Consider the following 13,517-nt stretch of genomic DNA (forward strand, 5'->3'; position numbering starts at 1 on the left):
AAGAATGAATGGGTTTTTCATGCCGCTCAACACCCCGGAAGGTTTCTGCCGTAAGGGACCTTCCGGGTCAGGATTAACGACCCCCACTAAGCTCACCAAGTCAGGGGAATGGAGGAATGTCATGAATATTCTTGTCTGTGTAAAACGGGTACCGGATATTGGCGCCCGGATCGATCTCACCGAAGACCGGCAGGCGATTACAACCAAGAACCTGGGGTTCTGTATCAGTCCCCATGAAGAGTGTGCAGTCGAAGAAGCCATCCAGCTGGTGGAAAAGCATGGCGGCCAGGCAACTGTACTCACCCTTGGCCCCGCAGACGCGGAAGAACAGCTGCGCGATTGCCTGGCAAGGGGAATAGACCGCGGAATCCTGATAGAAACGGATCAGCCCGAATGGGACTCCAGGGAAACCGCCACCGCACTTGCGGAAGTAATCCGCAGCGAAGCTGACAAAGAACCATTTGACCTGATACTTTTCGGCAACGAATCGGCCGACAGCACCGGATGCCAGGTCGGCATAAGGGTAGCGCACCATTTGAACCTCCCCTGTGTTGCCAGTGTCAAGAAGCTGCAGATCGGAGACGGCGACGCCACTGCCTCGCGCGAGGTAGACACCGGCTGGGAAGTATTCAGCCTGCCGATGCCGGCGCTTATTACGGTCAAGGAAGGAATCAACCTGCCGCGTTACCCGAGTCTTCGCGGTACCATGAAAGCCAAAAAGAAGCCTGTAGATCGCCTGTCTGCCGACAAAATCGGCGCCAGCCTTAAAATGCAGCAACTGGTCCATCCGCCCGAGCAGAAAAAAGAAGTCGACATGCTCGGCGAAGGTTCGGCTGCAGCGTCCAGGATCGTCGAGGTATTCAAAGCTCTGGAGGTAATATAGCCATGATTCTTGGAGTAATCGAATATGAACAAAGCACGATGACCGAACTGTCACTGCAGATGGTTACCTTCGGCCGTGATCTTGCCGAAAAAAGCGGCGACGAGTTTGTCGGTCTGATTATCGGCGCAAGCGATAATGCACCACTGATAGGAGAACTTGGCAGATACGGTGTGGCAAAGGTAATAACCGCCGCCCACGAAAACCTGAAGGACTACGCCCCGGTGGCCTGGGCCAACACCATCTCGCAGGTTATCGACCAGACCCAGGCAAAAATGGTCATGGCGCCCGGATCGGACCAGGGCAACGAGGTAATGGCACATCTTGCGGCCAGGTCGGATCTGCCGATGGCAACCAACTGCGCCGCGGTATCTGCTGATGATCTTTCCCGGATAACCCGCCTGCGATGGGGCAGCAGCCTAATGGAGGAGGCGATACTCACAGGAGACTGCAAACTCATCACGATAGCGCCTTTTGTCGTTGAAGCTGCGGAAGGTGCATCTCATGCCGAACCTGCCGAAGAGAGTTTTGAACCGACACTCTCCGACCAGGATATCCAGGTCAGGCTCATTCGCAAAGAACCGGACGAGACGGAAGGGATAACCCTGAAAAACGCGTCGGTAGTCGTCGGCGGCGGCCGCGGAGTTGGAAGTCCCGAGGCATACTCCGTGCTGGAAGAGCTTGCCAAACTGCTTGGTGGCGCTGTCGGCTGCTCGCGGGTAGCCACCAACAACGGTTGGCGACCCCACTCCGACCAGGTAGGACTGACCGGAACCAGGATTTCTCCCGAGCTTTATATCGCCTGCGGCATCAGCGGGGCAATCCAGCATCTGGTCGGCTGCAAGGGCGCCGGAAAAATCATGGTGATCAACAAGGATCCGGAGGCCGCATTCTTCGGCAAAGCCGACTACGGCGTTATCGGTGACCTTCACGAGGTACTCCCGGCGATCATTGAAGAACTCAAGGCCCAGGGAGTGTAACCCAGCCGCCAGAAGGGCCTTCAGGAATTCCCTGGGGCCCTTTTTCACTGACGGCAGACGAATAGGAGACACCAAGGCTGGTGGCAACAAAAGGACCGAAGGGGTAAACGGAGAAGCGGGGTTCGAGCCAGGTTTAATCACTGAAAGTGAGACCTCAGGATTTTAAAAGACTCTGTAAGGTTAAACAAATTGATCGACGGCGTATGGGGCCGTGATATCGGAACAGGGCAATATCAACCAGGTAAAAGAGGCATACTCCATGGCTACACGTGAGATTTTATGGAACATTTCAGGGATTGGCGAAGCAGTGTTGTATACCCTGGCAGCAATCACTCTGGGGGTGGTCTGCTGGGGGATTTACAAACAGATCCGCAGAGTGCTCAAGGGACAACCCGTCACCTTCCCCGCACCGCTAAGAGCCGGTCGCCTGGGGAAAGCGATAGTCACGGTTCTGTCCAACCGCACAGTGCTCAATCGCCACAAACTCGGCGGATCCATGCACCTGCTCATAATGTGGGGCTTTATCGTACTGATTATCGGCACGACCATCGTGGCCATAGAGTACGACCTGTTCCACAAAATCATTGGGATGGAGCATTTCATGCTGCAGGGCTGGTTCTACCTGGCCTTTGAGCTTGTTACCGATATCTTCGGCATCCTCCTCGTTGCCGGGCTGCTGGTCGCCCTTGCCAGGCGATACCTGCTCAGCAGGCCGCAGCTCAAACACCAGAGGGTCGACTGGGTTCTGCCGGTGCTGCTGCTGGTCATCGCCGTCACCGGTTTTATGGTCGAGGGGTTGCGGCTTGCGGCAAACGCGTCCGAACTCGGCTATGCTCCTGGCTGGTCCCCCGGCGGGGCATTGCTGGCCGGATTAGTGGGCGGCCTTGACCCGGCTGGCCTGAAGAGCGCCCACGTCGCGATATGGTGGCTCCACGTACTGCTCGCCTTTGGCGCCATAGCCCTGCTTCCCTTCGTTCCCAAGGCCATGCACCTGGTTGCCGCCGGGGTCAATATCTACTTCGAAGACCTGCGCCCCAAGGGCCGCCTGGCCAAACTCGACGTGGAAGGAGCTTTTGAGCGTGATGAAAATCTGGGGTACGAAACCCTGGCGGATCTGACGCAAAAAGACCTGCTCGATGTTGTGTCCTGTACCGAATGCGGCAGATGCGAGATGAACTGTCCGGCGAACATCTCGGGCAAGAATCTGTCACCGCGGGAAATCGTCCTCGGCCTGCGCAGGCAACTCAACACGGAAATTCCCGTCACCGGCACCCCCGGAGAAAGCCGTAGAATTCTCGACGCGGAAATTTCTCCCGAGTCGGTACAGTTCTGCACCACCTGTATGGCATGCGTCGAAAGCTGCCCGGCACTCATCGATCCCTTGAGCAAAATACTTGAGCTGCGTAGAAACGAAACCATGATCCACGACCGTTTCCCGGATACCTACGGCGACGTACTCATGGGAATGGAAAAACGCGGAAACCCGTGGAACGAGCATCCAACCTCCAGAATGGACTGGGCCAAAGGTTTTGAGGTGCCGATCATGGCCGAAGTGGCGGAAGCCGGCAAAGGGGTTGATTACCTGTTCTGGGTAGGCTGTTCAGCGGCATACGATCCAAGAAACACCAAGATTGCCCAAAGCATGGTCAAGATTTTACAAACGGCCGGGATCAACTTCGCCGTACTCGGCGAGGAGGAACGCTGTACCGGCGATGCAGCCCGAAGAATGGGCCAGGAGTATCTGTTCAGCGTACAGGCGGAAATGAACGTGGAGATGCTGGCCGAATACAAATTCGACCACATTCTTACCATCTGCCCCCATTGCTACAACTCATTCAGCAAGGACTACCCGGATTTCGGCGGAGAATATTCCGTTGTCCATCATACCGAGCTGATCAGTGATCTCATAAAAGAGCAGCGGCTGTCACTCACCAAAGCCATCGATGCCATGGCTACCTTCCATGACTCCTGTTACCTTGGCAGACACAACCGGATTTTCGATGCGCCACGGGACATTTTAGCCCAGATTCCTGGCCTTAAGACAGTTGAAATGGAAAGAAACAGGGAGATGGGCATGTGCTGCGGCGGCGGCGGAGGGCTCAGCTGGTTCGAGGAGGAGACCGATCAACGGGTCAACGACCGCCGCGTGGAACAGGCCGCCAATGCTGTGGAAACGGCAAGCAGCGCTGAAACCCCGAGCATGATCGTGACATCCTGCCCGTTCTGTCTCACCATGATGGAAGACGGTCTGGCGGCAAGGGAGACCACGATGATAGACAAGGACATCGCCGAACTGGTGGCGGAGGCCATCAGCAGCGACTGAGGCTAAGAGGGCCCCCGGATCCTTGCAAGAACGAAGGCGGGGAGCCTGACGGGCCAGAAGGCTACAAACCTTCTGGCCAAAGATCCAGGCAGCAAAGTGGCGCCGATGTCGATCGCAGCCCTACCCTTTTGATCCGAAAGGGGTGCGGGCCAGCCCCCTGTCCCCTGGAGACCCCCCTCCGGAACTTATCGGCCGATGGTCCAAGAGTCCGGCCATTACATCAAAACTCAACCCTGTCGAGAGAGCCCGCAAACGAAAAAAATCCTTATCCACAGCTCTTTGCCCAGACCAGACACTGCTTTCTGCTCCCCAGGCCCCCGGTAGTCAGAAACCGGATAGTGCCGATGAGACAACCACGATGGCGAGAGGTAACAGATGATCCCACAACAAACCGACCCTCAATTTCCAGCGCAAATACTGGATATAGGGTATGAAGATTTCCTGCCGCTGTTCAATGGTTTCAGCGAGGGTATCCTCATTGCCGACCACAGCGGCATCATCATCTACTACAACCCGGCGATGGCCCTGATCGACGAGCTCGCCCCCGCCGAGGTTGTGGGGAAAAAAGTCGTCGACATATATGACCTTGAAGCCGAAAACAGCATGATCATGCAGTGTCTTGCAAGCCAGTCGCCCATTATCGACCGATCGATGCTTTACCGCACCGTTCGGGGCAAGGTAGCCAATACCATCCACACCGTTTTCCCCCTTTTCAGGCAGAAGAGACTGCAGGGCGCCATCTGTATGGTACGGGAATACAACATCCTGAAAGAGACGATCTCATCAGTTTCAATACCCAGGCACAAACAGATGAGAGCCAACGAAACCCGTTTCGACTTCGCTTCGATCATCGGCGGCAACAGCGACTTTATCAAGGCGGTCACCTGCGCCAAAATGGCTGCCAACACCCCTTCCCCGGTTATGCTATATGGAGAGACCGGAACCGGAAAGGAGCTTTTCGCCCAGGCCATCCATAACAGGAGCAAGCGCAAGGACAAACACTACACCGCCATTAACTGTGCGGCCATTCCTGAAAATCTCCTGGAAGGGTTGCTTTTCGGGACCGTCCGCGGCGCTTTCACCGGGTCTTGCGAAAGGATGGGACTTTTTGAGCGGTCAAACGGCGGCACTCTTTTTCTCGATGAACTCAACTCCATGCCCATCAGTCTTCAGGCCAAGATTTTACGGGTCATCCAGGAACAGAAGGTACGCCGGCTCGGATCCCTTGAAGAAGCCAGAATTGATGTAAAAATCATCAGCAGCATTAATCAGGACCCGCGCAAAGCAATCACTGCCAAAAGACTGCGTCCCGATCTCTTCTACCGCCTCGGGGTGGTGCTTATTTCCATCCCGCCGCTGAGAAAACGCAAAGACGACATCAGTCTGCTGGTGCATCATTTTCTCGAGAAACACAGCATAGCACTCAACCGCAAGGTGACTGATGTTTCCACCAACCTGTCCAGCCTGCTGTCCGGCTATGACTGGCCAGGTAATGTTCGCGAACTCGAACACGTCATTGAGGGAGCGATAAATCTTGTCGGTTCCAGTCCAACCCTGACGCAGCGGCACCTGCAATCCCATGTCACCGCTTTCTTGCAGCAGGACGGAACTTCATCTGGATCTTCACCGGAACTGAAGGCGGCGGCCAGCAGCTATCCTTTAAAAAATCTGGAAAAACATTTTTCCAGGCTGCGGTCCCATGATAAGGTTCTAGGAAGAAACAACCGCAAAGGATTGCCGGACCTCCAGGCCGATCATGAAAAAATCGTCCTGACCGAAGCCCTTGCAGCGTACCAGGGACATGTCACCAAGGCGGCAAAAGCCATCGGGATTTCCCGACAGCTCTTTAACTACAAGATGAAAAAGCACAACATCTGCAGGAATGACTTTGTGCTGTAAAAATAACTTGCTACCCCTGGCGCAGCAGACGAAATCACCCGACAATTAATTTTCGAAAAAGAAAACCCGCTTTCTTTTTCGAAAATTAATTGTCGCCGGCGGACGCTGATCTGAACAGCAGAATCTACCTGAAAAATTCATTGCAGGATAACAAGTCAGGATACTGCCTGCAATAACGGTCAATTATACCAGGCACTTCACGGAGACAAGGCTAGCGGCACTCCAGGCACACATTTTGCAATAAAAGATTACAGCAACAGGGAAAAAGAGGCTTTCCCTGGTTATTGAACCTGCATCAGAACGTCACAAACACCAACCCCCAACGGAGGAGACTATGATCAGAAACAAGTTTTTCCTAAGTGTTGCATCAACCTGTATTGCCCTGGCGATGCTTGCCGGCCCCGCAGCTGCTGAAAAAACATTGAAGGTTGGCATCATCGGTCCCTTTACCGGTCCTTCGGCAAAAAGCGGCGCCGAGTTCAAAGGGGCGGTGACCATGGCTTTTGAGCAGGCTGGCAACAAGGTGGGAGACTACACACTCGAGCCGGTATGGGTGGACAGCCAGAGCGACCCGGCGAAAGTGGTAAGCGCCTATGCCGAAGCGTGTGAGAGAATCGGCATCCAGGCCGGAGTCCTCAACTGGCACAGCTCCACCGCCGTTGCCGCCATGGATGTTGCAGCCCAGTACCAGGTACCGCACATGTTCGGGTTCGGTGCCACCGAGGTGGTAAACCAGAAATGGCAGGCGGACCCGGAAAAATACAGTTTCTGGGGCGGCAAAGGCTGGCCGATTCCGGGCAAACTGATGGCCGGTTACGCCGAAACCATCGACAACGCAATTGCCAGCGGCAAGTTCAAGCCCGCCAAGAAAGTGATCGCCATCGCCTGTGAAGACACGGACTGGGGACACAGTGCTGGCGATTCCGTTGCCGCCGAATTTGAAAAAAGAGGATGGGAGATAGCCGGCAAGGATTATTTCCCCATCACCCAGACAGATTTTTACCCGATGCTCGGCAAATACAAGAAAAAAGACGTCGCCGTCATCTTCAGCACCAGCACCGCCGCACCGGTCACCACCGCTTTTATCAAGCAGATCCGTGAAGTTGGCATGAAGTCTTTGATCATCATCGACGGCCTTGGCTGGTCGGGAGAATGGTATAAAATGGCCGGCGCAGCGTCAGACGGCGTTCTCGACATGATTCCTCAGCTGACCACCCAGGCGGCGAAAGATTGGGCGGTGGAGTTTGAAAAGCGTTTCGACATGAAGCCGAGCCCCTCGGCAGGTGGGCTTTCCTACGACGGCTCAAGGTTTTTTGTCAAGATCCTCAAGCGTACCCTGGAAAAATACGGCGAGCTTGACAAAACGACCATCCACAAGGTGATGGTTGAGGAAGTGAACACCGGCAAGCTGACCTACAGCAAAGCTGACGGCGCCATCATCATGAACGAATACCGCTACAACGGTGACACCATGCCGGACCCGGTCGTTGCACGAGACGGCTACTTTTTCCCGGTTATTCAGTACAAAACCGGCAAAGGCTCCATCGTATATCCTGAAGACTGGGCCGAGGCCGAGTTTATGGCCCCGTAACTTAGCGAAACAATAACGGCGTCAATTTCTACCGGGGCACGAACAACATGCCCCGGTTACAACAGAACTCCGCAAACAGGGAACAGGTAATACTCAATGATTGTACTGGAAACCAAGGAGTTAACGAAAAGGTTCGGCGGCCTGACCGCAGTCAATGCCGTTTCGATGCATATCAACGAAGGGGACATCGTCGGCCTGATCGGCCCCAACGGAGCCGGAAAAACCACGCTGGTCAATGCCATTGCCGGGCTGAACCCGCCCACCTCGGGAGAGGTTATCACCTTCGGGCAAAAGACCACCGGACTCACCCCGGAAAAGATGTGCCGCAAGGGACTGTCGCGCACCTTTCAAATTCCTATACCATTTCCGAAGATGACCGTGCTGCAGAACGTGATGACCGCAGCCATTTTCGGCAACAGGCCGGGCGTCATCAAGGACCATGCGGCCCACAGCCGCAAGATGCTCGAATTTGTCGACTTCCCTATCCACGAAGACACGGTCAGCGAACAGCTCAACACCGTGCAGCTGAAGCGGCTGGATCTGGCCAGGGCGCTTGCCAGCAATCCCAAGCTGCTATTTCTCGATGAGCTGGCGTCGGGACTGAGCGAAGGCGAACTCAAAGACATGATGGAGCTGATTCTCAAAATCAGGGATCACGGGGTTACCATCCTGATGATCGAGCACATCATGCAGCTTATCATGAACCTTTGCAACAGGCTCGTATGCATCCAGTTCGGCACCAAGATCGCTGAGGGAACCACTGAAGAGGTGGCCAACGACCCCAAGGTGACCAAAGCGTATCTGGGCGGATCGGGCAACACAGAGGCAGCCGCCGCCTGACCACAGGTGCGCTTTTTACCCGGACCGTTGTCAGGCCCCCGGAAATCGAAACTGATCGTGAGCCAGCCCTGCCCGGATAAGCCGGGGAAAAATTCACGACCGGCGGGATGACACTACTCCAATCGGCTGCAACAACGGTGAGCACTTATCAAAGGGAGACAGACGCAATGCTACTGGAAGTAAAAAAACTCAATGCCGGCTACGGTTACCTGCAGATTCTGCGTGACGTGTCCCTGAACGTGGACACCGGGGAATACGTATGCCTGGTTGGTCCCAACGGTGCCGGCAAAAGCACTACGCTGAAGACCATTGCCGGCCTGCTATCACCCACCAGCGGGGAAATCCTGTTCGACGGTGAACCCATAGGCGGCCTGCCGGGCAACAAAGTAACCCGTAAGGGTATTTCTCTGGTATCGGAAGACATGAACCTCTTTGTCAACATGTCGGTGGAAGAAAATCTGGCAATGGGCGCCTATATCATCAGAGACAAAAAAGCCAAGAAGAAACAGCTCGAGTTTGTCTACGACCTGTTCCCACGTCTTGCCGAAAGAAGCGGTCAACTGGCCGGCACCATGAGCGGCGGCGAACGTAAAATGCTTGCAATCGGTCGTGGGCTCATGGCTAATCCGCAACTGCTGCTCGTTGACGAACCCTCTTTCGGGCTGGCACCACAGCTTACCGAAAATGTGTTCCAGTCCCTGGACGTCCTGGTGAAAAAGGGGCTCACCATTATGCTTGTCGAGCAAAATGTGACCAAGACCCTGGAAGTCACCGACCGTGGGTATGTCCTGGAAAACGGCAGTATAGAGTTATCGGGCAAAAGTAGCGACCTGGCTGATAACCCTCATGTTCGCAAGGTCTTTTTGGGCGTATAACTGGAGAGGAAATTTTATGTTTCAAATGATACAGAAAAGTTTTTGGGAACAGGTCCGGAAGTTCAATTCCCTTGCGGGCATATCAATCATCATCACCATTGTCGTCGCTCTGGCCGCCACCATCGACAGGGGCGGCTATTTGCTGGTCAACACCATTGTCACCGGAGGCATGCTTGCCCTGGTTTCCATGGGGCTTGCCCTCACCCTCGGGGTGCTCAACATTCCCATGTTCGCCCACGGCGAATTCTTCATGATCGGTACTCTTGTGGGCTACTATGTCTTCAATGCTATCAGCGCATATGTTGGCAGCCACCCGGAAAGTTCCCTTGTTTTCTGGGGGCCGATGCTCACGATTGTCGCCGCCATGATCATTGGCGCTGTTGCCGGCGTAATAACGGAACTGCTGATTTTCAGACAACTCAGGAAAAGAAGCCGGGAAAACTGGGTAATGAATGCATTTTTACTGACCGTCGGACTCTCGGTGGTTCTCGTCAACGGTCACCAGCTGTTCTTCGGTGCCGACTTCAAGGGGATCGTCGGCTACTACAGCGGCCCTTCCCTTGCCATAATGGATGTTTACATCTCCAGGGACCGGGTCTTTGCCCTGATAGTTGCCGCCGTGGTAGTCGCTCTGTTCTGGTTTTTCATGACCTATACCCGTACCGGACGCGCCATCCGCGCCGTATCCCAGGACGAAACCGGAGCACTCATCGTGGGCATAGGCCTCAACGGCATCCTGATGCTGACCATGTCGCTTTCCTGTGCGCTTGCCGCCATTGCCGGGGCCGGCCTGCTTTTCATGTACCCGTCCTATCCGTCCATCGGGCTTGAGCCACTCTACATGGCCTGGTTCGTGGTGATTCTCGCCGGCCTTGGCAACGTGCTCGGCGCGGTGATGTGTTCTTTCATGGTGGCGCTTTTGAAGGTGCTGACGATCGAGTATATCGGCTCCGGCTGGGACTTTGTGGTACCTTCAATCCTGATAATTCTCATTTTGATCTTTAAACCAAGTGGCATATTCGGCTCCGAAGTGCGCGGTGTTCTCGACAAGTAAGGGGGGATCATGAACAACTCTACGCAGACATTAAATCCATTTGACAAGTTGCTTGACCTCACATGTTTCACCCCGCTGGGGTTGCTGTCACTGCTGGTCCTTGCCATCCTCCCCATGGTTCCACCATTTAACCAGGAGTATCTGATCCGGTGGCTGATCAGCGCAGCTTTTATTGCGTCCATGGCGATCGCTTTCGACTTCACCGCCGGGTTGATCAACATCGTCAACTTCGGTTACTGCGCCATTATGGGGCTTGGCGCCTACACCTCGGCAATCCTGGTTGAACGTCTCGGGTTGTCGCCATGGCTGGGAATGCTAGCGGGAGGGCTGGCAGCTGCCGGAATGGGCCTTATGATCGGTATGATTACCCTGCGCCTTCGCGGCATATTCGCCGCCTGCCTTGCCTGGTTCTTCGGGTTGGCGCTTATGGGGCTTGCCACCAAACTGGTTTGGCTTACCAGAGGACCGATGGGCATGAGAGTCGACCGTCTCTTCGACACGCCGTCAAACGTGCCTTTTTACTACCTGCTGCTGGCGATGATGGTCATTATTTACATAACATGTAAATGGGTAACCCGGACCCACATGGGGGTAGCCTTCATGGCCATCGGGCAAAACATGGAGGCTGCACGAACATCGGGGATAGACCCGGTTTTCTACCGCGTGAGCAACTTCGTTCTCTCCTGCGCGATCGGAGGGGTGCTCGGCGGCTTCTATGCACACTACTACGGTATCCTGACCCCCGACATCATGCACACTTCGAAAACGGTTGAAGTGCTCGCCGTAGCGTATATTGGCGGCAGGGGAAGCCTGTGGGGCGGCGCCGCCATTGCTTTTCCGTTTATATTTGCGATGGAGCTGATCCGTTCGTCGCTGTCGGATCTGCCAGGCATCAACCTGGTGCTGTACGGTCTGCTCCTGATCATGGTAATGATCTACTATCCGGGCGGTTTTGCCCAATTTTTCAACACCTATTTCCGGCAGACGGGAAACAAAATGGCATCCTACCTGTTCAACGGCGTGGCCGCCGACACCAAATAACGAGCTGGTGAACCGTACCCTGAAGGGGGCAAAAGCAGTTGCCCCCTTCAGGGTTTTATGATGTTCAAAAGGTGATAATTATCCGGTGATTTTTGACAACAAATGGACAGTCGCCTTTTTTTTTATTGCCAGGAACCAGAGATCTCCGGCGCACCCCAGAGGGTTTTTCCTATGGACCCGCCCCCCAGGCTGTTGCTGCCGCCACCCTTAAAAAGCAAAAATTATTTTGTGTTTTTAAAAAATATTTTCCAGTAAAAAAATTTTTTTACCGTTGCTGTCGTCGTCCCGCCACAGAAACACGAAGCTGTTTCTTTTTTATTATATTTTCAGCACATTACCAGAACTTCTTTTTCCCGGACAATGGCACGCCCGTTGCATATTCAGGAGCAGTGCACAGGCGTTTTACCCAGGATGATCAGGAGTTGAGACCAACTGGTAGTTATCCATTCTCTTCTCGCAAAGAAAACGTCTGCTCCGACCGTCCGTGCCACTCAACCTGTAATTTCAACCAATACCAGGAAAAACCGATGTATGATCGAATGCAGACTTTAACCACCGGGGCGCTTGAAAAAATCCACGACGCATCGCTTGAGATTCTTCAGAATACCGGCGTCGCATTTCAGGAACAACTCGCCCTGGAAACCTTCAGGAAAAACGGTTTCAAGGTTGACGGCGCGACCGTTTTTTTCTCCGAATCGCAAATAGAGAAATGTCTTGCAAGCGCCCCATCGCGGTTCACGCTTCACGCAAGAAATCCGGTAAACAATGTGGAAATCGGCGATGACGATTTCGTCTTTGTTCCCGCTTACGGGGCACCTTTCATCGCTCTACCCGATGGCTCCCAGCGGCCCGGCACCCTGTCGGACTATGAGGATTTCTGTAAACTCGTGCAGAGCTCCAAGTATGTGGACATGAACGGTTATCTCATGGTCGAGCCCTCCGACACCCCAGCCGCAACAGCGGGGCTCGATATGGTCTTGGCCAATCTGCTGCTTTGCGACAAACCCTTTATGGGGTGCCAGACAAACCGCGCTATTGCCAATGATCTCACGGAAATGCTCGCCATCGCCTTCTGCCGGGGCAACAAAGAGCAACTGGTCGAAAAACCATGTTCGGTCTCCCTGATCAACTCCTTGTCTCCACTGCAATATTCAGAAGAGATGGCGGGAGCCCTCATGGAACTTGCAGCTTTCGGTCAACCGGCGGTAATCGCCAACATGGTGATCGGCGGAACGTCTGGCCCGGTCCGACTGCCCGGAATAATGACCCTGATAAATGCCGAAGTGCTTGCAGGCATCGCACTGGCGCAGCTGGTCAATCCGGGCACCCCGGTGATCTATGGCTCAACCTCCACCGTGACCAACTTTAAAACAGGGGCCGCGCTGGTGGGTGTTACCGAGCAGGCTCAACTGGTATCTCTTACCGCGCAGATGGCACGCTTTTACAAGTTGCCCTGCCGCAGCGGCGGCGGGCTGTGCGATGCTTATGTACCTGACGCCCAGGCAAGCTACGAAAGCGCAATGCACCTGATCACCGCAGTCAGAAACGGGGTAAACTTCATCCTCCACAGCTGCGGACAGATGGCGGGGCATTTGTCGGTAAGCTTTGAAAAATTCCTCCTTGATGAAGAGTTCTGCGGCATGCTCCGCAAACTTGTTGCGCCCGTTGAGATAAACGAGGAAAATCTTGACACCCAGACCATAGCCGAGATCGGCATAGGCGGTCAGTATCTCTCCCACCCGAAAACGTTCAAGCTGTGCCGGTCGGAATATCACCAGCAGGAGTTGTTTAGTCACGACATCCATGACACATGGAAGGCCAAAGGCTCACACCGGATCGATGAAACCGCCCGGGATAAGGTAAAACAGAGACTTGAACAATATCGCAGACCGGAGATCGATCCGCAGATTGAGAAAAAGCTTACCGAATACGTAAAACAGCGCAAGAGTGCTTGACGATACGGCTACTGTTTAACAGACCGCGGAAAATCGGCGTTGTCGGTTTTCCCGCAAAACCATGATGTATCAATCGAGG

At 54.3% G+C, this 13,517-nt stretch carries 10 protein-coding genes; all 10 read left to right on the forward strand.

Annotated features, from left to right (window positions below; genetic code table 11):
- Positions 1-121 precede the first annotated feature (121 nt).
- The 10 genes from BLQ17_RS16670 (at position 122) to BLQ17_RS16715 (ending at position 13,438) form a co-directional block, all read left to right on the forward strand.
- Positions 122-883 carry an electron transfer flavoprotein subunit beta/FixA family protein gene (locus BLQ17_RS16670; RefSeq protein ID WP_092224901.1) on the forward strand — a complete coding sequence of 254 codons (762 nt, stop codon included), beginning with the start codon at positions 122-124 and terminating at the stop codon, positions 881-883.
- Positions 884-885: 2 nt separating this feature from the next.
- Positions 886-1,860 carry an electron transfer flavoprotein subunit alpha/FixB family protein gene (locus BLQ17_RS16675; protein WP_092224903.1) on the forward strand — a complete coding sequence of 325 codons (975 nt, stop codon included), beginning with the start codon at positions 886-888 and terminating at the stop codon, positions 1,858-1,860.
- A gap of 259 nt (positions 1,861-2,119) precedes the next feature.
- Positions 2,120-4,183, forward strand: a complete 2,064-nt coding sequence (locus tag BLQ17_RS16680) for a (Fe-S)-binding protein (protein ID WP_143005533.1) — start codon at positions 2,120-2,122, stop codon at positions 4,181-4,183.
- Positions 4,184-4,558: 375 nt separating this feature from the next.
- Complete coding sequence (locus BLQ17_RS16685; protein WP_092224907.1) at positions 4,559-6,082, forward strand: sigma-54 interaction domain-containing protein; 1,524 nt, start codon at positions 4,559-4,561, stop codon at positions 6,080-6,082.
- 334 nt (positions 6,083-6,416) lie between these two features.
- Positions 6,417-7,673: an ABC transporter substrate-binding protein gene (locus BLQ17_RS16690; RefSeq protein ID WP_092224909.1), complete on the forward strand. Its 1,257-nt coding sequence runs from the start codon at positions 6,417-6,419 to the stop codon at positions 7,671-7,673.
- A gap of 96 nt (positions 7,674-7,769) precedes the next feature.
- Positions 7,770-8,513: an ABC transporter ATP-binding protein gene (locus BLQ17_RS16695; RefSeq protein ID WP_092224911.1), complete on the forward strand. Its 744-nt coding sequence runs from the start codon at positions 7,770-7,772 to the stop codon at positions 8,511-8,513.
- A 167-nt stretch (positions 8,514-8,680) separates the two neighbouring features.
- Complete coding sequence (locus BLQ17_RS16700; protein WP_092224913.1) at positions 8,681-9,388, forward strand: ABC transporter ATP-binding protein; 708 nt, start codon at positions 8,681-8,683, stop codon at positions 9,386-9,388.
- A gap of 16 nt (positions 9,389-9,404) precedes the next feature.
- Entirely contained in the window at positions 9,405-10,442 is a 1,038-nt protein-coding gene (locus tag BLQ17_RS16705) for a branched-chain amino acid ABC transporter permease (protein ID WP_176761279.1), read from the forward strand.
- Positions 10,443-10,451: 9 nt separating this feature from the next.
- On the forward strand, positions 10,452-11,483 hold the full coding sequence (locus tag BLQ17_RS16710) for a branched-chain amino acid ABC transporter permease (protein ID WP_092224917.1): 1,032 nt from the start codon (positions 10,452-10,454) through the stop codon (positions 11,481-11,483).
- A 527-nt stretch (positions 11,484-12,010) separates the two neighbouring features.
- Positions 12,011-13,438: a trimethylamine methyltransferase family protein gene (locus BLQ17_RS16715; RefSeq protein WP_092224919.1), complete on the forward strand. Its 1,428-nt coding sequence runs from the start codon at positions 12,011-12,013 to the stop codon at positions 13,436-13,438.
- Positions 13,439-13,517: the final 79 nt, after the last annotated feature.

Origin of the sequence: Desulforhopalus singaporensis (assembly GCF_900104445.1) — a bacterium.
Classification (GTDB): Bacteria; Desulfobacterota; Desulfobulbia; order Desulfobulbales; family Desulfocapsaceae; genus Desulforhopalus_A; species Desulforhopalus_A singaporensis.